This window comes from Sulfitobacter sp. TMED3 (assembly GCF_002167505.1).
In the GTDB taxonomy this organism is placed as follows: domain Bacteria; phylum Pseudomonadota; class Alphaproteobacteria; order Rhodobacterales; family Rhodobacteraceae; genus Sulfitobacter; species Sulfitobacter pontiacus.
The window spans coordinates 1-20,444 of the sequence record NZ_NHBI01000050.1 but is presented as its reverse complement, the minus strand read 5'-3'; the positions used below and the strand labels follow the sequence as shown (position 1 = coordinate 20,444).

General features: G+C 61.9%; 16 protein-coding genes and 1 tRNA gene. 10 read left to right on the top strand and 7 right to left on the bottom strand.

The features are described 5' to 3' along the window. Positions 1 to 27 precede the first annotated feature (27 nt). Positions 28 to 1,740, top strand: coding sequence for a methionine--tRNA ligase (gene metG, locus CBB63_RS12575; protein WP_286699388.1), 1,713 nt, complete (start codon positions 28 to 30; stop codon positions 1,738 to 1,740). A gap of 100 nt (positions 1,741 to 1,840) precedes the next feature. Here metG and CBB63_RS12570 read toward each other — a convergent pair whose 3' ends face one another. From CBB63_RS12570 to CBB63_RS12560, 3 genes are all read right to left on the bottom strand, one after another. Then, the gene (locus tag CBB63_RS12570) at positions 1,841 to 2,989 is read right to left on the bottom strand and encodes a GAF domain-containing sensor histidine kinase (RefSeq protein ID WP_502695921.1); all 1,149 of its coding nucleotides are present in this window, start codon (positions 2,987 to 2,989) and stop codon (positions 1,841 to 1,843) included. A gap of 204 nt (positions 2,990 to 3,193) precedes the next feature. Continuing rightward, positions 3,194 to 3,280: transfer RNA gene (locus CBB63_RS12565), tRNA-Leu, on the bottom strand. Between the two features lie 98 nt (positions 3,281 to 3,378). Continuing rightward, positions 3,379 to 3,834 carry an Lrp/AsnC family transcriptional regulator gene (locus CBB63_RS12560; RefSeq protein ID WP_005849280.1) on the bottom strand — a complete coding sequence of 152 codons (456 nt, stop codon included), beginning with the start codon at positions 3,832 to 3,834 and terminating at the stop codon, positions 3,379 to 3,381. 128 nt (positions 3,835 to 3,962) lie between these two features. On the opposite strand from CBB63_RS12560, the gene putA reads away from it, so the two are divergent. From putA to CBB63_RS12545, 3 genes are all read left to right on the top strand, one after another. Continuing rightward, a complete protein-coding gene (gene putA, locus CBB63_RS12555) occupies positions 3,963 to 7,382 on the top strand; it encodes a bifunctional proline dehydrogenase/L-glutamate gamma-semialdehyde dehydrogenase PutA (RefSeq protein WP_286699386.1) in 3,420 nt (1,139 codons plus the stop codon). Between the two features lie 69 nt (positions 7,383 to 7,451). Further along, on the top strand, positions 7,452 to 8,195 hold the full coding sequence (locus CBB63_RS12550) for a rhomboid family intramembrane serine protease (RefSeq protein ID WP_005849284.1): 744 nt from the start codon (positions 7,452 to 7,454) through the stop codon (positions 8,193 to 8,195). Continuing rightward, entirely contained in the window at positions 8,192 to 8,563 is a 372-nt protein-coding gene (locus CBB63_RS12545) for a GFA family protein (RefSeq protein WP_005849286.1), read from the top strand. The genes CBB63_RS12550 and CBB63_RS12545 overlap by 4 nt, the downstream gene beginning before the upstream one ends. Before the next feature lie 62 nt (positions 8,564 to 8,625). Here the strand turns inward: CBB63_RS12545 and CBB63_RS12540 are convergent, their stop codons facing one another. After that, positions 8,626 to 9,411 (bottom strand): inositol monophosphatase family protein, encoded by a 786-nt coding sequence (locus CBB63_RS12540; protein ID WP_286699385.1) that lies wholly within the window; start codon positions 9,409 to 9,411, stop codon positions 8,626 to 8,628. Between the two features lie 160 nt (positions 9,412 to 9,571). Here CBB63_RS12540 and curA point away from each other — a divergent pair, with 160 nt between their 5' ends. The 3 genes from curA to CBB63_RS12525 all read left to right on the top strand — a co-directional run bounded on the left by curA (position 9,572) and on the right by CBB63_RS12525 (position 11,739). Continuing rightward, positions 9,572 to 10,612 carry an NADPH-dependent curcumin/dihydrocurcumin reductase gene (gene curA, locus CBB63_RS12535; protein WP_286699384.1) on the top strand — a complete coding sequence of 347 codons (1,041 nt, stop codon included), beginning with the start codon at positions 9,572 to 9,574 and terminating at the stop codon, positions 10,610 to 10,612. 126 nt (positions 10,613 to 10,738) lie between these two features. Next, a complete protein-coding gene (locus tag CBB63_RS12530) occupies positions 10,739 to 11,245 on the top strand; it encodes an Xre family toxin-antitoxin system antitoxin (RefSeq protein ID WP_005849294.1) in 507 nt (168 codons plus the stop codon). After that, on the top strand, positions 11,242 to 11,739 hold the full coding sequence (locus CBB63_RS12525; protein ID WP_005849296.1) for an RES family NAD+ phosphorylase: 498 nt from the start codon (positions 11,242 to 11,244) through the stop codon (positions 11,737 to 11,739). Before CBB63_RS12530 ends, CBB63_RS12525 begins: the two co-directional genes overlap by 4 nt. Positions 11,740 to 11,751: 12 nt before the next feature. Here the strand turns inward: CBB63_RS12525 and CBB63_RS12520 are convergent, their stop codons facing one another. Continuing rightward, positions 11,752 to 12,657: a LysR family transcriptional regulator gene (locus CBB63_RS12520; RefSeq protein WP_037963802.1), complete on the bottom strand. Its 906-nt coding sequence runs from the start codon at positions 12,655 to 12,657 to the stop codon at positions 11,752 to 11,754. A gap of 96 nt (positions 12,658 to 12,753) precedes the next feature. Here CBB63_RS12520 and metF point away from each other — a divergent pair, with 96 nt between their 5' ends. After that, a complete protein-coding gene (gene metF / locus CBB63_RS12515; RefSeq protein WP_005849299.1) occupies positions 12,754 to 13,620 on the top strand; it encodes a methylenetetrahydrofolate reductase [NAD(P)H] in 867 nt (288 codons plus the stop codon). 73 nt (positions 13,621 to 13,693) lie between these two features. Next, a complete protein-coding gene (locus CBB63_RS12510; RefSeq protein WP_005849301.1) occupies positions 13,694 to 14,179 on the top strand; it encodes a PaaI family thioesterase in 486 nt (161 codons plus the stop codon). A 44-nt stretch (positions 14,180 to 14,223) separates the two neighbouring features. Here CBB63_RS12510 and CBB63_RS12505 read toward each other — a convergent pair whose 3' ends face one another. Further along, a complete protein-coding gene (locus tag CBB63_RS12505; RefSeq protein ID WP_286699383.1) occupies positions 14,224 to 16,521 on the bottom strand; it encodes a xanthine dehydrogenase family protein molybdopterin-binding subunit in 2,298 nt (765 codons plus the stop codon). 194 nt (positions 16,522 to 16,715) lie between these two features. Here CBB63_RS12505 and CBB63_RS12500 point away from each other — a divergent pair, with 194 nt between their 5' ends. After that, a complete protein-coding gene (locus CBB63_RS12500) occupies positions 16,716 to 19,652 on the top strand; it encodes a valine--tRNA ligase (RefSeq protein ID WP_286699382.1) in 2,937 nt (978 codons plus the stop codon). Between the two features lie 207 nt (positions 19,653 to 19,859). Here the strand turns inward: CBB63_RS12500 and CBB63_RS12495 are convergent. Then, positions 19,860 to 20,444 (bottom strand): enoyl-CoA hydratase-related protein (locus CBB63_RS12495; RefSeq protein WP_286699381.1); only part of this gene is annotated, 585 nt, incomplete at its 5' end.

Genomic DNA, 20,444 nt, shown 5'->3' with positions numbered 1-20,444 from the left:
TGCAAAAGCAGTTTCGGGGTCCAAGTCATGACGCGCCACCTTATCACCTCCGCCATTCCGTACATCAACGGGATCAAACATCTGGGCAACCTNGTGGGCAGCCANNTGCCCGCCGATCTATACGCCCGCTATCAGCGCGGGCGCGGCCAGGAGGTGTTGTTTCTCTGCGCGACGGATGANCATGGNACGCCCGCTGAACTGGCTGCTGCCAAAGCAGGTAAACCGGTGGCGGAATACTGCGCCGAGATGCACGAGGTTCAGGCNCGNATCGCGGAAGGGTTTGGCCTGTCCTTCGATCACTTTGGCCGGTCCTCCAGTGCGCAGAACAAGGCGCTGACCCAACATTTTGCCGCAGCGCTTTATGATCAGGGCCTGATNGAGGAAGTGGAACAGCGCCAGATCTANTCCGAGACCGACGGGCGGTTCCTGCCCGACCGCTATGTCGAAGGCACCTGCCCCAACTGCGGGTTCGAGGATGCCCGCGGCGACCAATGTGACAANTGCACCAAACAGCTAGACCCCGAAGANCTGATCAACCCGCGATCNACCGTTTCCGGTGCTACCGACCTCGAGATGCGCGCGACCAAGCATCTGTTCCTGCGTCAATCGCAGATGAAGGACAAGCTGGACGAATGGATCAACAGCAAGGCCGACTGGCCCGTGCTGACCACNTCTATCGCGAAGAAATGGCTGCATGACGGTGACGGGCTGCAGGACCGTGGTATCACGCGCGATCTGGACTGGGGTGTGCCTGTCAAACGCGGCGACGCCGATTGGCCGGGGATGGAGGGCAAGGTCTTTTATGTCTGGTTCGACGCCCCCATCGAATATATCGCCTGCGCGCAGGAATGGGTCGATGCGGGCAAGGGATCGGATTGGGAAAGCTGGTGGCGCACCGACAAAGGCGCCGACGATGTGCGCTATACCCAGTTCATGGGCAAGGACAACGTCCCCTTCCACACGCTCAGCTTTCCTGCAACGATCATGGGCTCACAAGAGCCGTGGAAGTTGGTCGACTACATCAAATCGTTCAACTATCTGAACTATGACGGCGGCCAGTTCTCGACCTCGCGCGGGCGTGGGGTGTTCATGGATCAGGCGCTTGAAATCCTGCCGGCGGACTACTGGCGCTGGTGGCTGCTGTCCCATGCACCCGAAACCTCGGATGCGGAGTTCACGTGGGAGAATTTCCAGTCCTCCGTGAACAAGGATCTGGCGGATGTCTTGGGCAACTTTATCAGCCGCATCACCAAATTCTGCCGCTCGAAATTCAGCGAAGACGTGCCAGCGGCGGGCGAATACGGGCCTGAAGAACACGCGCTGATCGCGGATCTGACTGAACGGGTAGCCCGCTATCAAACCGCGATGGAGGCGATGGAAGTCCGCAAATCCGCCGCCGAACTGCGGGCGATCTGGGCTGCAGGGAACGAATACCTGCAAGCACAGGCCCCTTGGACGACCTTCAAGACAGACCCCGACAAAGCCGCGGCGCAGGTGCGTTTGGCGCTGAACCTGATCCCGCTGTACGCGGTCTTGTCTGCGCCGTTCATCCCGACGGCCGCCGCCAACATGCTTGACAGTATGAAGGTTGAAAACGCCGCATGGCCCGATGATGTGCCTGCCGCCTTGGCCCAACTGGCCCCCGGTCACACCTTCGAGGTGCCAGAGGTGCTGTTCGCGAAAATCACCGACGACCAGCGCGACGAATGGGCCGAAAAATTCGCAGGCGGGCGCAGCTGATCTGCCAAGGCTCCGCCGTCTGACCACACCGAAAACGATCAAAGGCCAGCGCACCGCGCTGGCCTTTGATTTAGTCCCACCAGAGAACCCTGAACGGCGTTCAGGCCGCCAGCAACGGCAAACGGAACGCAAATGTGGTAAGACCGTCATCGCAGGTCACATCGATCTGACCGCTATGCGCCACCGCGATGGAAGATGCGATATGCAGGCCAAGCCCCAGCCCCTCGCCCTTGGTCTGGTCGCCACGTTGGTAGGGTTGGAACAGCTTTTGCTTCAGGCTTTCGGGGATCGGCGTGCCGCGGTTGGCGACAGAGATCACGGCCTCCGCCTCGCTGACGCGCCCACGCACCGTGACCTCGCTGCCGTCATCTGCATAGCGCACCGCGTTCGATAGCAGATTCGACACCGCCTGCGCCACGCGCGCGGCGTCGCAGCTGACGGGGCGGTCAAAGTCCAGATCGACGGTGATCTTGTGATCGGGCGCTGCGGCGCGCACCTCTTCGACCACGTGGTTCAACGCATCCTCCAGCCCCGCGTCCGGCGTGGCCGAGATGCGGATACCGCCGCCCAACCGCGATTTTGCGTGCAGCATGATATTGTCGATAAGCTCGCTCATCCGGTGGATAGAGGTCCCCATCAGCGGCAGAATTTTCCGCGCCTTGTCTGACAGCGGCTCCTTGTCGAGCTGGCGCACACCTGCGTTCAGCGCGGCGACCGAATTGTGCAGGTCGTGGCCCAAGACGGCGACGAACTCCTCTTGCACGGCGGCCATCTGGCGTTCGTGCTCTACCAGTCGCTCCTGCGCCTCAAGCCGTTCTTCGGTTTCCAGACTGCGGCCGATGATATCGGCAAACATCTCGAGCATGGCCACAACGCGGGGGTGTTTGACGTCGCGCGGTTCGGTATCAATCGCGCAGAGAGTGCCAAAGAACGACCCGTTGCTGCGGAAGATCGGGATGGAGGCATAGCTGACGATGCCGAATTGCGCGGCAATCGGATGGTTACGATAGACATCATCCGTGGCGACATCGTTGAACATCACTTTTTCAGAGGTCTCGCGCACCGATTGGCAGAAGGTCTGGTCGATCCCGATCTCGTCGCCTTCGGACAAGCCAAAGTTCACCTCGTCCACCGTGCGACAGGCGACCCAGCGATCGGTCGTCACCCGCGCCACAGCAGCAAAGCGCATATCCGTCGCCAGCATTACCGTTTCCAGCAACGTCCCCACAGTTTCGCTTGCCGCGAGCATTTCGATATCTGACTGGAAATCATGCGCACCGGCCAGATAGGCCTCATGNTCCTGAATGATCGCGCNCATGTTCGTTTCGTCGTCCACCCGATATCCCCCATTTGNTTCGCATCCGCTACCATATGCACAGCCAAGAGCAACGACAATGCCATGATAACCGGCCTGTCACGCTTTTCGGAGACTGGATTTAAGNGGNGGGATGAGTGGTGCGGGCGGTGGGACTCGAACCCACACGGGCACAAGGCCCAACAGATTTTAAGTCTGGTATGTCTACCATTCCATCACGCCCGCAGTGCCGCGCACAATAGCTAGGTTGCGGGCGGTGTAAATGGTCAGATGCAGGGCAGCNGGCATCAAAATCGCGATTGGCCCCCTTGCGCCTTCGCGGCTTACGCCATGTCCGCGAGCATGATTTCCTTGACCGCTTCCATCGCCACATAGGTAGAGGTGTTGGCGACATAGGGCAGCGTGGTCACCGTTTCGCCCAGAAAACGACGGTAGGCNGCCATGTCACGGGTGCGCACCTTAAGCAGGTAATCAAAGTTCCCTGCGATCATATGGGCCTGTTCAATTTCAGGCACACGGGACACGGCCTCGTTAAAGGCGCGCAGGGCGACCTCGCGGGTGTCTTCCAAACGGACCTCTACGAAAGCCACGTGATCCAGCCCNAGACGGATCGGGTCCAGCAGGGCGCGATAGCCCAGAATGACGCCGCTATCCTCAAGCCGCCGCAGCCGCGCTTGGGTGGGGGATTTGGACAGCCCGATCCGTTTGGCGAGGTCAGTGATGCTGATGCGCCCGTCTTCGGCCAGTACCGTCAGAATCGCCGCATCGAAGCGGTCCATTTTAAAGTCGTCGTTTGTCACGCAAGAGGCCCAATAATAAAGCGGTTTACCCACCAAACTGGCCGGAATCAGGAACTAATACTACTATTCCCGAGCTATTCTAGCGCAATTATCAGTTGGAGTACCTCATGGCACGCGATTCTTCCCCTATTTTGCGCCACCAGATTGACGCAGGCACCTACACCGACCAGGACAACGTCTTGCGTGAACTGGTGCGCAATGCGCATCTGTCGCCAGAGGAACGGGTCAAGATCACGCAAGACGCGGCACAGATCGTGCGCGATATCCGCGGCCATACCTCCCCCGGTATCATGGAAGTGTTTCTGGCCGAATACGGTCTGTCCACCGACGAAGGNGTCGCGCTGATGTGCCTTGCCGAAGCGCTGCTGCGTGTGCCCGACGCCGAGACCATCGACGCGCTGATCGAGGACAAGATCGCGCCCTCTGACTGGGGCCGGCATATGGGGCACTCCACCTCGCCGNTGGTGAANGCGTCCACATGGGCNCTGATGCTGACCGGCCGCGTGCTGGACGATGACCANCCCGGCCCNGTGCGCCACCTGCGCGCAGCCATCAAACGTCTGGGCGAACCGGTGATCCGCACCGCCGTCAGCCGNGCGATGAAGGAAATGGGCCGCCAGTTTGTTCTGGGCGAGAACATCAACGCCGCGATGGAACGCGCNAAGGGCATGGAGAAGAAGGGCTATACCTATAGCTATGACATGTTGGGCGAAGCCGCGCGCACCGAAAGCGATGCCAAACGCTATCACCTGAGCTACAGCCGNGCGATCTCTGCCATCGCGACGGCCTGCGTGCACAAGGACAGCCGCAAGAACCCCGGCATCTCGGTCAAGCTGTCGGCCCTGCATCCGCGCTATGAGGTCGCGCANGAAGCATCCGTCATGCGTGATCTGGTGCCGCGTCTGNGGGCGCTTGCCTTGCTGGCGAAATCCGCCGGCATGGGGCTGAACGTCGACGCCGAGGAAGCCGACCGTCTGGGCCTGTCGCTGGATGTGATCGAAAAGGTGCTCTCCGAACCTGCGCTGTCNGGTTGGGACGGTTTCGGCATCGTGGTGCAGGCCTATGGCCCCCGCGCTGGTGTGGTGATCGATGCGCTGTATGACATGGCGATCCGCCACGACCGCAANNTNATGGTCCGCTTGGTGAAAGGNGCCTACTGGGACACCGAGATCAAACGCGCNCAGGTCAAAGGTGTCGANGGCTTCCCCGTCTTCACCCAAAAAGCNGCGACCGATGTGTCCTATATCGCCAACGCGCGCAAACTGCTGAACATGACCGACCGGATCTATCCGCAGTTCGCCACNCATAACGCGCATACGGTCGCCGCCGTACTGCATATGGCCGAGGATAAAGAGAAGTTCGAATTCCAACGTCTGCACGGCATGGGCGAAACCCTTCATAACATCGTGATGGACAANCACGGCACCCATTGTCGCGTCTACGCCCCCGTGGGCGCACATGCCGATCTGCTGGCCTATCTTGTGCGACGCCTGTTGGAAAACGGCGCGAACTCAAGCTTTGTGAACCAGATCGTCGACGAAGACGTCGCCCCCGAGGTCGTCGCTGCCGACCCCTTCGACAGCCTCGCGGAAAGCGGTTTGCACATCCCCACCGGGCCCGAGCTTTATGCCCCNGCGCGCGTGAACTCGATGGGGTTCGATCTGATGCATACNCCGACGCTGGANGTGATCGAATCCGCCCGCGCGCCGTGGAAAGCCCACCGTTGGGCCGCCGTGCCNCTGTTGAACGGCGAGGCNAAGCCCAAGAAATCGGCACGCCTGATGAACCCTGCNGCCTCTGGCCGCAGCCCCGGCACCGTGCGCAACGCGTCCGAGGCTGANGTCGCCAAAGCGTTGGACAATGCCGCCGTCTGGGACGCCCCGCTAGANGAACGCCGCGAGGTCCTGTTGCGCGCAGCCGATATGCTGGAATCGCACTACGGCGAGATTTTCGCCCTGCTGTCGCGCGAGGCCGGCAAAGGCCTGCCCGACTGCGTGGCAGAACTGCGCGAGGCGGTGGATTTCCTGCGCTACTACGCACAGCAGGCGACCAACACGCCCCCCGCTGGCATTTTCACCTGCATCTCGCCGTGGAACTTCCCGCTGGCGATTTTCTGCGGGCAGGTCAGCGCGGCACTNGCTGCGGGCAATGCGGTGCTGGCCAAGCCGGCGGAACAGACCCCGCTGATCGCCTTCCTTGCCGTGACCTTGCTGCATGATGCGGGCGTGCCGCGTCACGCGTTGCAACTGCTACCCGGCGGTGGCGAGGTCGGCGCGGCGCTGACCTCGGACAACCGGATCAACGGCGTGGCCTTCACCGGATCTACCGCCACAGCGCTGCGCATCCGGTCCGCGATGGCTGAACATTGTGACCCCGGTGCGATCCTGATCGCGGAAACGGGGGGGCTGAACGCCATGATCGTCGACAGCACCGCCCTGCCCGAACAGGCCGTGCAATCGGTTGTCGAAAGCGCGTTCCAATCTGCCGGGCAACGTTGCTCTGCCTTGCGCTGCCTCTATATCCAGGAAGACATCGCCGAAGATGTGATCGAGATGCTGGAAGGCGCGATGGACGCGCTGGTCATGGGCAACCCTTGGGACATCTCGACCGACGTGGGCCCCGTGATCGACGAGACCGCGCAAAAAGGCATCGCCGAGCATATCGAGACCGCCCGCGCCGAGGGCCGGATCATCGCCGAGCTGACCGCCCCCACCGTCGGCACTTTCATCGCGCCGACAATGATCCGCGTGAACGGGATCGCTGATCTGGAACGCGAGATTTTCGGCCCCGTCCTGCACATCGCCACGTTCAAGGCGACCGAACTCGACAAGGTCATCGACGCGATCAATGCCACGGGCTACGGGCTGACCTTCGGGCTGCACACCCGCATCGATGACCGGGTGCAGCATGTCTCGGAACGGATCGAGGCGGGCAACATATACGTCAACCGCAACCAGATCGGCGCGATCGTCGGCAGCCAGCCCTTCGGCGGCGAAGGCCTGTCGGGTACAGGTCCGAAAGCGGGCGGTCCGAACTACCTCCCCCGTTTCAGCGCACCTGACCTCAAGGTGGTGGAGGACACATGGGACAGCACGCAGAAAGACCTGCCCAAGCTGCCCGGCCACAGTGGGGCCTTCCTTGAAACCATCACGCTGCCGGGGCCCACGGGCGAATCCAACCGGCTCAGCACCCTGCCGCGTCCCGCGCTCTTGTGCATGGGGCCGGGCAAGGACACCGCAGCCGAGCAAGCTCGCGCGGTCACGGCCCTTGGTGGGAACGCGGTGGAGCTGTCAGGCAGCATCGACGCGACCGCGCTGACCGACGGGCCAGCCTACGGTGGTGTGCTCTGGTGGGGAGACGAGGCGACCGCGCGCAAACTGGAACAAGCCCTGTCTGAACGCGACGGGCCGATCATCCCGCTGCTGCGCGGGCTTCCCGATACCGCCCGCGTCCGCGCCGAACGCCATGTCTGCGTCGACACCACCGCCTCTGGCGGGAACGCGCAGCTGTTGGGGGCTGCCGGCTGATCTGCCACATGGGCGGGCGTTCCGACGCCCGCCCTTGACCGCACCCGCGCAATGGCTAAGGGTCAGCCCATGTTCCCCATTCGCGATCACAACCCGTCCGGCCGCACGCCCTATGTCACCTATCTGCTGATGGCGGTGAATATCGGCGTTTTCCTCAGCTATGTCGGGCTGTTCAGCGACGACCGCGCGCTCAATATCTTCTTCTTCGACTGGGCGCTCATCCCCGGCCGCGTCACCACGGGGGATGGCTATACCGGCATCCTCACCTCGATGTTCCTGCATGGCGGCTGGATGCATCTCGCGGGTAACATGCTGTTTCTCTACATCTTTGGCGACAATATAGAAGACGAGATGGGCCACGGTGCCTATCTGCTGTTCTATCTCGCCTGCGGGCTGCTGTCGGCGCTGGCTCATGTGATCTCTGCCCCCTATTCGCCGGTCCCGACAGTCGGGGCATCGGGCGCCATTGCGGGGGTGATGGGCGGCTATCTGTTGCTTTACCCCAAAGCCAAGGTCGACATCCTGATCATCTTTATCGTGTTCTTCCGCATCTTTCCGATCCCCGCATGGATCATGCTGGGCTTGTGGCTGGGGATGCAGTTTATCGGTGGCGTCGGGGCGGACCCGACCGTGGGCGGCGTCGCCTATTGGGCGCACGCGGGCGGGTTTATCGTAGGCATGGTGCTGACCATTCCACTGTGGCTGCGCTTGGGCGGGCCGCGCTTCTGGTCGGCCACAGACGGCCACCCGCCGCACCCGCAAGCGACCTACCCCACCTCCGCCAGCCGTATCCCGAAAGTGAAACGAAAATGACCGCCAGCACCCATAGCGCGACCTGTCACTGCGGCAGCGTCACCCTGACCGCCACCCTGCCAGAGGGGCTCTCTTCGGCCACACGCTGCACCTGTTCCTTTTGCCGCCGCCGCGCGGCACCCGCGGTGACGGCGCTCACCAGCACGCTCAAGGTGACCAAAGGGGCCGAGCATCTGACGCTCTACACCTGGGGCACCCATACGGCGAAACATTACTTCTGCAAGATCTGTGGCATCTACATGTACCACCAGCGTCGTTCAGACCCCGCGCAATGCGGCGTCAATCTGGGGTGTATCGACGGGGCCGCGCCCTGGACACAGGAACCGATCCCCTACACCGACGGTATCAACCACCCGTCAGACAAATAGCCGACGGGCGCTTCCAAATGGTTTAAATCCTCGCCGAAGGCATCCNGCCCTCGGCCACAGGATCACCCGCGTGCGATTTTTGAAAATCCGCTGAACAGCGCCTCATTGGCGCAGACGATTTCACCATCGTCCAGAATGTTGCCNTCGGGGTTCAGNGGCTCGACCATGCCGCCTGCTTCGCGCACGATCAACATGCCCGCCGCCAGATCCCATTTGTTCAACCGGCGCTCCCANTAGCCATCATAGCGACCNGCGGCCACATAGGCCAGATCCAGCGCGGCAGAGCCCCAGCGACGCACACCGGCGCAAACCGGCAAGATGCGGCCCAGATCACGCAGGGTGTCCGGCAAATCTCCGCGACCGCCAAAGGGCAGACCGGTGGCAAAAACCGATTCAATCATCCGCGAACGGCCCGAGACNCGCAAACGGCCTTCGTTCATCCAGGCNCCCGTGCCTTTTTCGGCAAAGAACATCTCGTCCTTGGCGGGATCAAAGACGACGCCCGCGACGATCTGGCCTTTATGCTCCAGCGCGATGGANACCGCCCAATGGGGCAGACCGTGCAAAAAGTTNGTTGTCCCGTCCAGCGGATCGACGATCCAGCGGCGTGTGGGGTCTTGGCCCTCTTCCTCGCCACCCTCTTCGGCCAGCCAGCCATAGGTCGGGCGTGCGCCCATCAGCTCGGCCTTGAGCGTNTTTTCCGCCTGAATATCGGCGCGGCTGACAAAGTCGCCGGCCCCCTTCATGGACACCTGAAGGTTCTCGACCTCACGGAAATCCTTGACCAACCCGCGCCCCGCCCGGCGGGCCGCCTTGATCATGATGTTTAGATTTGCACTGCCAACCATATTTCCGTGTCCTTTGATGGATCAGGCCGTGCGTATAAGCCCCCATGCCGCATTTGCCAAGGGGGCAGCGGCATCTGACGCAACGTGGCGCGCGCGGTTGCCTTGCTTGCCTTCGATTTCCATATAACGTGCCAGAAACATTGCTAAGGAGGAAAGCAAAATGTCCGACCAGATGAAACGAATTGTGCTTGCGTCGCGCCCTGACGGGGCCCCGACCGCCGATAACTTCCGCCTTGAAGAAGGGCCCGTGCCCACCCCCGGCGACGGCGAAGTGCTGGTCCGTGTGAAATACATGTCGCTTGACCCCTATATGCGTGGCCGCATGGACGACGCGAAATCCTATGCGGCNCCGGTGCCTGTCGGCGGCACGATGGAGGGCGGTTCGGTCGGGGAGGTCATCGCCTCCAACAGCCCCGACTTCAAACCCGGCGATCATGCGTTCGGGATGCTGGGCTGGGCCACACATGGCGTGCTGCCAGCGAACCAACTGCGCAAGGTCGATCCGGATCAGGTNTCGATCACCACGTCGCTTGGNGTTCTGGGCATGCCCGGATTTACCGGCTGGCAAGGNTTGATGGAATATGGTCGCCCGAAGGAGGGTGAAACACTCGTCGTCGCGGCGGCAACGGGTCCGGTCGGGTCGATGGTCGGCCAGATCGCCAAGTCGCACGGGCTGCGCGTCGTGGGCATTGCAGGCGGCGCGGACAAATGCGCCATGGCCAAGGAACACTTTGGCTTTGACGAATGCATCGACCACCGCGCCTATGACGACGCNAAATCCCTGCGCGCCGCGTTGAAAGACGCCTGCCCCAAGGGGATCGACATCTATTTTGAAAACGTCGGTGGCAAAGTGCTTGAGGCCGTGATCCCGATGATGAACCCGCATGGGCGTATCCCGATCTGCGGTATGATCGCATGGTATAACGCCGGTGGTCTGGGTGCCGGTGCCGCCGAAGAGGCGCTGACCGCGCCGAANNTNTGGCGCACGATCCTTGTGAACTTCCTCAGCGTGAACGGCTTCATCATCTCGAACCACTGGAACAACTTCCCCAANTTCCTCAAGGAAGTNGCCCCCAAGGTCGCCGACGGCACCATTGCGGTGAAAGAGGACATTACCGAGGGNCTGGAAAACGCGCCACAAGCGTTNATGGACCTGTTGACCGGTGGCAACCAAGGCAAGGCCATCGTCAAGGTTGGCTAACACCCTACCGGCGGGGGCGTCCGCGCCCCTGCCCTTCTTCGCATGAATGCGAGCCCCCCGCCCCCTTGAAAAACACCGCGTCACGTGTCATATATTTTACGACACATGACGAAAAGGAGTTCAGCCATGGGTGCGACGGCCTTTCAATCCGACAGCAGTGCAATCCCCCTGATCGACGTGGATGCAGATGACGCTGTGCGTGCGTTCCATCTGCTGGGCGGCCGCAAGGTGATCAACCAGACGGTGCGCAACTCGCTTGATGCGCATGATGTGATCGTCAAAGGCATCTCCTCCAAAGCGCTGCTGCATCTGGTCGATACCGTGTCGGTGTTGTCCTCGGGCGATGCGCTGAACAAGGCGATCGGGATGAGCCTGCGCACGCTTCAGCGCAAGAAAGCCGACAAGGGCAAGGACCGGCTGTCCCCCGAACAAAGCAGCCGCGCGTGGCGCTTTGCCGAGCTGCTGGCGCAGGCGACGGATGTCTTGGGCGATCAGGACGCCGCAGAAGCATGGATGCTGGCCCCTGCCATCGGCCTTGATAACCGCCGCCCGATTGACCTGCTGTCGTCGGCAGCGGGGGCGGAAGCCGTTGAAAACGCGCTCACCCGGATGGAGTACGGGGTCTACGCTTGACCCCTTTGCCCCCGCCGCTTGGGACGGGCGAGCTGCGGTTTTGGCGGCTGGATCAACGGCAGCATGCCCCCACATGGCACAGCGGCGAAGGGGCTTACCGCGTCGGTGGACGCTGGAACAGCAGCGGTGTGCGGGCGGTCTATACCGCGCTCGACCCTGCCACCGCGATCCTCGAGGTTGCGGTGCACAAGGGGTTCAAGGCGCTGGACACCGCGCATCACGTGCTGACATCGGGCCGTGTGATCGACCCGACGACGGTGCATATGGTGCAAGCCGCGGATGTCCCCAATCCGAACTGGCTGGTGCCCGGTGCCCATGGTGCGGGGCAAAAGGGATTTGGCGACGCGCTGCTGCGCGATCATCTGTTTGTGCTGATCCCGTCAACGGTATCGCGGCACAGCTGGAACCTGATCTTTGACGCCCAAAAGGCAGCCGATCACTACGACGATGTGGTGCAGGAAGACTTCGCGCTCGACCCGCGGCTGCACCGCTAAGGGCAGCAGCGATCAGGCCCGCTGCAGTTTGCGCGCCTCTTCCCCTGCCAACCCCAGGAGCTTGGTCATAAACGGTTTCTCCAGATCATCCTCGCGCACCGCCGCATAAAGCCTGCGGGTGATGCCGTTCTCGGTCAGCGGACGGGTGACGTAATCATTGCTGTATTTCACCTCGCGCACGACCCAATCGGGCAGCACCGACACGCCCCTGTTCGACGCGACCAGCAGCAGGATCACCGCCGTAAGCTCCACCTGCCGGATCGCGAGCGGTTCGACCTTGGCGGGGATCAAGAGCTGGCTGAACACATCCAGACGGGTCCGTTCCACCGGATATGTAATCAGCGTCTCGCCCCGGAAATCCGCCGCTTCAACAAAAGGCTTTTGCGCCAAGGGATGCGTGCTGGAGGCGACAAAGACCGCCTTGTAATCAAACAGCTCGACGAATTTCACGCCCGGCAGTTCTTCGGGGTCGGAAGACACCACCAAATCGACCTCTTCGCGCAGCAAGGCAGGCAAGGCGTCGAACGCGAGACCGGGGCGGATATCGACATCCACATCGGGCCAGCTTTTGCGGAATTGTTCGAGCACGGGGAACAGCCATTCGAAACAGGCGTGACATTCGATCGCGATATGCATGCGGCCTGTGCTGCCCGCGCGCAGGCCCATGAATTCGGCCTGCGCTGCTTCAAGCTGCGGCAAGACCTGCTGCGCCAGCTTGAGCAGCCGCAACCCGGCGGGCGACAGCTTCAGCGGCTTGGACCGGCGCACGAATAGCTCCACGCCGGCCTGATCCTCCAACCCCTTTACCTGATGGGACAGGGCTGATTGGGTGATGTTCATCGTCTCTGCCGCGCGGGCCAGCCCGCCTGCTTCGTGAATCGCCTGAATGGTGCGCAGGTGACGGAACTCGATATGCATATGAGGCGTTCCTCATGTTGAAAATGAAAGTTATGAGTTTGTTTCACAACCGCATCTGTGCGACAAGAGATGAAAGCTAAAAACAGGATCGTAAAAATGACCAGTCCCGCCGTTTCATTCGAAGTCTTCCCGCCCAAATCCGTGGACGCGTCGTTCCGTCTTTGGGACACGGCGCAGGCCCTGGCACCGCTGGCCCCACGTTTCTTTTCTGTGACCTACGGCGCGGGCGGGTCTACCCGCGACCTGACCCATGATTCTGCGCATGTGCTGCGCCGCACCTCTGGCCTGCCGGTTGCCGCGCATCTGACCTGTGTGGGGGCCAGTAAGGCCGAAACGCTTGAGGTCGCCGACAGCTTTGCCGAGATCGGCGTGACCGATATTGTCGCCCTGCGCGGGGATCCCGAAAACGGTGCACCGACCTTTACGCCCCACGCGGACGGCTTTGCCGACAGTGTCGAGCTGATCGAGGCGCTGGCAAAGACCGGCAAGTTCACCCTGCGCGTCGGGGCCTACCCCGAACCGCACCCTGAATCCCACGATCAGGCGCAGAACGTCGAATGGCTGAAACGCAAATTCGACGCCGGCGCGGACGAGGCGATCACCCAGTTCTTCTTCGAGACCGAAACATTCCTGCGCTTCCGCGACGCCTGTGCCGCGGCGGGGATCACCAAGACGATCACCCCGGGCATCATGCCGGTGACAAACTGGAAATCGGCGCGCAACTTTGCCACCCGCTGCGGGGCCAGCGTGCCAGCAGCACTGGACGAAGCCTATGCCGCCGCGATCCGCGATGACCGCCACGATCTGCTTTCCACCGCGCTATGCACCGAAATGTGCAGCGAGCTGGTGTCGGAAGGTGTCGAGAACCTGCATTTCTACACGCTCAACCGGCCCGAGCTGACCCGCGCCGTCTGTCGTGCCCTTGGGGTGACGGCGCAAACATCGCTGTCCGACGTGGCGTAAAACCACCGCACAACTTGCCCTTGGGTCAAGAACAGAACAGTCTTCTCCGGCATTCAACTGCCGGAGATTTTTTATGCCACGCCTCGCCGAAACACCCGAAGATTTGCTGAGCCAATCCGAAGCGCTCTCCCTCAGCGGGTTGGAATTCATGCAGAAGATCCTGGACGGCACCAACCCCGGCCCGCCCATTGGCGGCACCTTGGGCTATGCGCTGCATGACGTGTCCGAGGGCCGTGCGGTATTTCGCGGCACGCCCGAGTTCAACGTGACCAACCCGATGGGGACCGTGCATGGGGGCTGGTACGGCACCTTGCTCGATTCCGCGATGGCCTGCGCCGTGATGACCAAAGTCCCGCGCGGGTCGGTTTATACGACCCTAGAATACAAGATTAACATTCTGCGTTCGATCCCCTTGGGCATGCAGATCGACTGCATCGGCACGACCGATCACGTGGGTCGTTCTACCGGTGTCGCGCACGGCGAAATTCGCGGGGTCGAGGATGGCAAGCTGTATGCCACCGGTTCAACCACCTGCATCGTGATGAAGATCACGGGCTAAAGCACTGCCTCGGGGCGGGTGACGCGCCCCGAGACAAGCCAAGCTCACTCCGCCGCGATGGCGCTGTCGTTCAGCAAGGCCCAGACTTTATGCGGTGTGAACGGCATGTCGGCCTGACGCACGCCACGCTCCCACAGGGCATCCTGTACCGCGTTCGACACGGCCGCCAATGCGCCCACGGTCCCCGCCTCGCCACAGCCCTTCATCCCCATCAGGTTCGCCGTAGATGGCACGGGTTCGGAGTTGAAGGACACGAACGGCACATCCGCCGCGCGCGGGATCGCGTAATCCATGAAAGAGGCCGTCAGCAGCTGGCCGTCTTCGTCATAGACCACATGCTCCTGAATAGCTTGGCCGATGCCTTGCACCACCCCGCCATGCACCTGACCTTCGGCCAGCATCGGGTTNATCAGATTGCCGAAATCATCCACCACCGTATAGCGGTCNACGGTCACAACGCCTGTTTCNGGGTCGATCACCACNTCNGACACATGNGCCCCNTTGGGATAGCTGCGCCCCGGCANNGTNGCCCGTTCGTGGTGNACCAGCAGATCGTCGCGGCCTTTCTGGCGGGCCATTTCGGCGACCTCCAGCANGGTGGGGGTCATGTTCGACCCGTCCGCGCGGAAGCGTTCGTCGTCAAAGCTGATCTGCGCCGCNGGCACGCCCATTTCGTCAGACAGAAANGCGGTGAAAGCTTCGGTCATCTTGGCCACCGTCGCCAGCGTTGCCGTGCTTTGCGTGGTGACAGAGCGCGAGCCGCCNGTCCCGCCGCCCTGTTTGATCAGATCGCTATCGCCTTGAATGACGTGGATCAATTCAGCCGGGATCCCGGTCTGATCCGATAGGAATTGCGCATAGACGGTTTCATGCCCCTGTCCGTTCGATTGAGTGCCAACATAGATGNACACGGTGCCGTCTTCGTTGAACNCGACCTTGGCCCCCTCTGCCGGATCGCCAAGGATGCTTTCGATGTAATAGCAAAGCCCCTGCCCGCGCAGCAGCCCCTTGGCCGCATCCGCCGCCTTGCGCGCTGCAAAGCCATCATGATCCGCCTCGACGGCGACGCGGGNCAGCAAGCGGTTGAATTCGCCCACATCGTAAAGCTCGCCCGTGGCAGAGGTATAGGGAAACTGTTCGGGCTTGATAAAGTTGATCCGGCGCAGCTCCCACGGGTCGANGCCCAACTCGCGCGCGGCGCGGTCCATCAAGCGCTCCAGCACATAGATCGCCTCGGGTCGGCCGGCACCACGATAGGCATCGGTCTGCACCGTGTTGGTGTAATAGCCTTCGACCTGCAGCCANGTGGTCTGCACATCATAGACGCCCATCAAGACCTTGCTGAACAGCAGCGCCTGAATGGGCTGGCCGAACTGGCTGTTATAGGCCCCGAGNTTGCATTTGGTGCGGACGCGGTAGGCCGTGATCTTGTTGTTTTCGTCAAAGGCGAATTCCGCAAGCGAAGTCAGATCGCGCCCGCCATTGTCGCTGAGCATGGCTTCGGTCCGGTCCGACATCCAGCGCACCGGACGCCCCAAGGCCCGCGCCGCCTGCGCGACCGAGAAATATTCGGGATAGGCNGCNGCCTTCATGCCGAAACCGCCGCCTGTGTCGGGGTTTGTGACNTGCACGTGGTCANCATCCAGCCCGAAAACGCGCTTGAGGTTGCCCTTGTGCACCCAGACGCCCTGCCCGTTGTTCGCAAGATGCACCTTGCCGTCGTTCCATTCCGCATAGCAGCCGCGCGGCTCCATCGCGTTGACGATGATACGGTTGTCGCCCACGTTCAGNCTGACGGTTTTCGCTGCGNCATCAAATGCCTTTTGCGTCGCCGCCTCNTCGCCCATGCCCCAGTCNAANGCCATGTTNTCCGGCGCTTCGGGGTGCAGCGTCTCNCCGCCCCGCTCCAACGTCATATGGGTGGGCAGATCGTCAACGTCGAATGCGATCAGCTCCGCCGCGTCGCGCGCCTGGTTCAANGTCTCGGCAATCACCACNGCGACGGGCTCCCCCACGAAGCGCACGCGCCCCTTGGCAAGCATCGGACGCAAGGGNTTGGCCCCTTCCGTGCCATCGCGGTTCTGCAACACGGTCGCCGCCATAGAGATATCCATCCCCGNNGCTTCCAGATCCTCGATCGTGAGCACCGCATGCACGCCCTCTGCCTCGGCCGCATCTGTGACATCCAGCGTCGTGATCACCCCATGTGCGACGGGCGAGCGGAAGAAATAGGCATGCAGCGCGTCGGTTGGCGCGATGTCATCCACATAGCGCCCCTCGCCGGTCAGAAACCGCACATCCTCGACCCGTTTGACCGGTTGGCTTTTCCCGAACTTTTCCATCTGGCGGCATCCTTTGATCATCATCTTGGTGTTGCGCCCGACCTTAAGCGCCAAACCGGCGATGTCCATACGANGCGGNGCGAAAGCTGGCGCTGCTACGCCAAGTTTTCGGCCCCCCAGCCTTCCCCTTTACGCCCCGCTCGGCTAGATCATCCCAAAGCTCAAAGCGCTACGTGAATAGAAGGACGCTGATCATGGCCCTCGACAAGAATTTTGACGCCGCCCAGGCCGAAGCCCGCCTCTATGCCGCATGGGAAGAGTCCGGTGCCTTCAAGGCCGGTGCCAATGCCTCGCGCAAGGAAACCTTTTCGGTCATGATCCCGCCGCCCAACGTGACAGGATCGCTGCACATGGGCCATGCGTTCAACAATACATTGCAGGATATTCTGGTGCGNTGGCACCGGATGCGNGGCTTTGACACGCTNTGGCAGCCCGGTCAGGACCACGCCGGTATCGCGACGCAGATGGTGGTGGAACGCGAGCTTGCCAAAGACGGCAAACGCCGCACCGATTTCACCCGCGAGGATTTCACCGCCAANGTCTGGGAGCAAAAGCAGAAGTCCGGCGGCACGATNATCGGCCAGCTNAAACGTCTGGGCACNTCGCTTGATTGGTCNCGCAACGCCTTTACCATGTCCGGTGCCCCCGGTGCCCCCGCGGGCGAGGAAGGCAACTTCCATGACGCCGTGATCAAGGTCTTCGTGGATATGTANAACAAGGGCCTGATCTATCGCGGCAAGCGTCTGGTCAACTGGGACCCCCATTTCGAGACCGCGATTTCCGACCTCGAAGTCGAATCCACCGAAGTCGACGGGCACATGTGGCACTTCAAATACCCGCTGGCCGATGGCGCGACCTATACGTACGTCGAGAAAGACGAAGACGGTAACGTGACGCTTTCCGAGGAACGCGACTATATCTCTATCGCNACGACCCGCCCCGAAACCATGCTGGGCGATGGCGCGGTCGCGGTNCACACCTCNGACGANCGCTATGCGCCGATCGTNGGCAAGCTGTGCGANATCCCCGTNGGCCCCAAAGCGCAGCGCCGCCGNATCCCGATCATNACNGACGAATACCCCGACAAGAATTTCGGCTCGGGCGCGGTGAAGATCACCGGCGCGCATGACTTCAACGACTACGGCGTCGCCAAACGCAACAACATCCCGCTCTACGCGCTGATGGACACCCGCGGTGCGATGCGCGCCGACGGCCTGCCCTATGACGCCGCCGCCGCCCGCGCGGCCGCCATCGCCGAAGGCCGTGAAGACGCGCCCGCGGACGCGACAGAAATCAACCTCGTGCCCGAAGAATACCGCGGCCTCGACCGGTTCGAGGCGCGCACCAAGGTCATCGCCGATATCACCGCCGAAGGCTTGGCCGTCATGGTACCGCCGACCGATCCGCGTTTGGGCAAGCCCGTCAAAGCCCCCCTCGCCCCCGAAGAAGGCGGCGAAGAGCGGGACGAGACGCTGGTCCCGTTGGTCGAGCCCAAAAAGATCATGCAGCCCTTCGGCGACCGATCCAAAGTGGTGATCGAACCGATGCTGACCGATCAGTGGTTCGTCGAGACCTCGAAGATCGTGCAACCCGCCATCGACGCGGTGCGCAACGGCGAAGTACAGATCCTGCCCGAACAGGACCGCAAGGTATACTTCAACTGGCTGGAAAACATCGAACCCTGGTGCATCTCGCGCCAATTGTGGTGGGGGCACCAGATCCCCGTGTGGTTCGACGACGAGGGCAAGGAATACTGCGCGGCAACCGAAGCCGAAGCACAGGCGATGGCCCCCGGCAAGACGCTCACCCGCGACCCTGATGTGCTCGACACCTGGTTCTCCTCGGGCCTTTGGCCCATCGGCACGCTCGGCTGGCCAGAACAGACGGATGAGCTGGCGAAATACTTCCCCACTTCAGTGCTGATCACCGGCTTTGACATCATCTTTTTCTGGGTCGCCCGGATGATGATGATGCAATACGCCGTGGTCGATCAAAAGCCGTTTGATACAGTCTATGTCCACGCGCTGGTGCGCGACGAGAAGGGCAAGAAGATGTCCAAATCGCTTGGCAACGTGCTGGACCCACTGGACCTGATCGATGAATACGGCGCGGATGCGGTGCGCTTTACCCTAACGGCAATGGCCGCCATGGGGCGCGACCTGAAACTGTCGACCGCACGCATCGCGGGCTACCGTAACTTCGGCACCAAACTGTGGAACGCCCACCGTTTCGCCGAGATGAACGGCGTGTTCGAGGACAGCGTCGCGGCAGTGACCTACACCAGCCACACCCAGGTCGATCACACGCTGAACAAATGGATCATCGGCGAAACCGCCCGCGTCCGCGAGGAAGTCGACGCCGCACTGGACAACTACCGTTTCAACGACGCGGCCAATGCGCTGTACGCCTTTGTCTGGGGCAAGGTCTGCGACTGGTACGTTGAACTCTCCAAACCCCTGCTGCAAGACGGCGCGCCAGAGGCCGCCGAGACTCGCCAGACGCTGAAATGGGTGCTGGATCAATGCCTTGTACTGCTCCACCCGATCATGCCCTACATCACCGAGGAACTGTGGCAGACCACGGCGACCCGTTCCAAGATGCTGGTGCATGGCGACTGGCCGACCTACAGCACCGCCGAGATGCTGGACGCTGATGCCGACCGCGAACTCAACTGGGTGATCGGCCTGATCGAATCCATCCGTTCGGCGCGCGCACAGATGCATGTGCCTGCGGGGCTCAAAGTGCCCATGCTTTATACCGATATGGACGCTGCCGGCCAAACCGCATGGGACCGCAACGAGGCGATGATCAAACGTTTGGCGCGGGTCGAAACCCTTGAGAAGACAGAGAGCTTCCCCAAAGGCACCGTCTCCATCGCCGCGCCGGGCGCGAGCTTTGGCCTCCCGCTTGCGGGGCTGATCGACATCGACGCGGAAAAAGCGCGTCTGCAAAAGTCGCTGGATAAGCTGGGTAAAGAAATCGGCGGCCTGAAAGGGCGTCTCAACAACCCCAAATTCGCCGCTTCCGCCCCGGCCGAAGTTGTCGCCGAAGCCCAAAGCAACCTTGATGCGCGGCAGGAAGAAGCGGACCAGCTTCAGGCCGCTCTGAACCGTTTGGCCGAGCTGGGATAATCAGTACCGCTTCCAAATGGCTTTAAATCCTCGCCGAAGGCAAAAATCTCTTTTGACGCTCCAAAAGATGCCTTCGGCGAGGATTTTTTTACCATTTGGAAACGAATACCGGTGCACGATCGGCCTGCGGTCCTCGCTGGGAAGCAAAGATCGTCCATTTGGAAGGCCCCGTCTGAGCAATCAGGCGGGGCTGACTTTTTTGCGACGCTAGTCGTTGAAGACCGCCGGGCGTTTGCCGAATTCTGCGGCGATGACTTCCATCTGGTGCGGGCGTCCCAGCAGCGCCGCCTGTTCACGGGATTCCGCGCGCAAAACCTCCGTTTCGGTTCCCGTCTCAGCCAAGGCGGTCAGACGTTTGGCGGCCTTGATGGCGCTTGGACTTTTGCCGGCGATGGTGGTGGCAAGCGCCATCGCGGCGGCCAGCGGGTCTTCGGCGATCTGGGTGATTAGCCCCCAGCGTTCGGCTTGCTCTGCCCCGATGGGTTGCGCGGTATAGGTCATCAGTCGCAGCACGTCGCCGCGCACCAGTTTGGGCAGTAGGACCATACCGCCCATATCCGGGACGATGCCCCATTTCATCTCCATCACCGCCATTTCGGTATCAGGGGCCGCGATGCGGATATCGGCCCCGAGCGCGAGTTGCAGGCCCGCGCCGTAGGTCTTGCCATGCAGCGCCGCGATCACCGGCACGCCGACGCGGGTCCAGACCATCGCGACCTCTTGCCACTGGTTGGTGGTGCCGTCGCCATGGGTGCGCGTCATCATCCGTTCCGTCGGGTCGCCGCCCGCCAG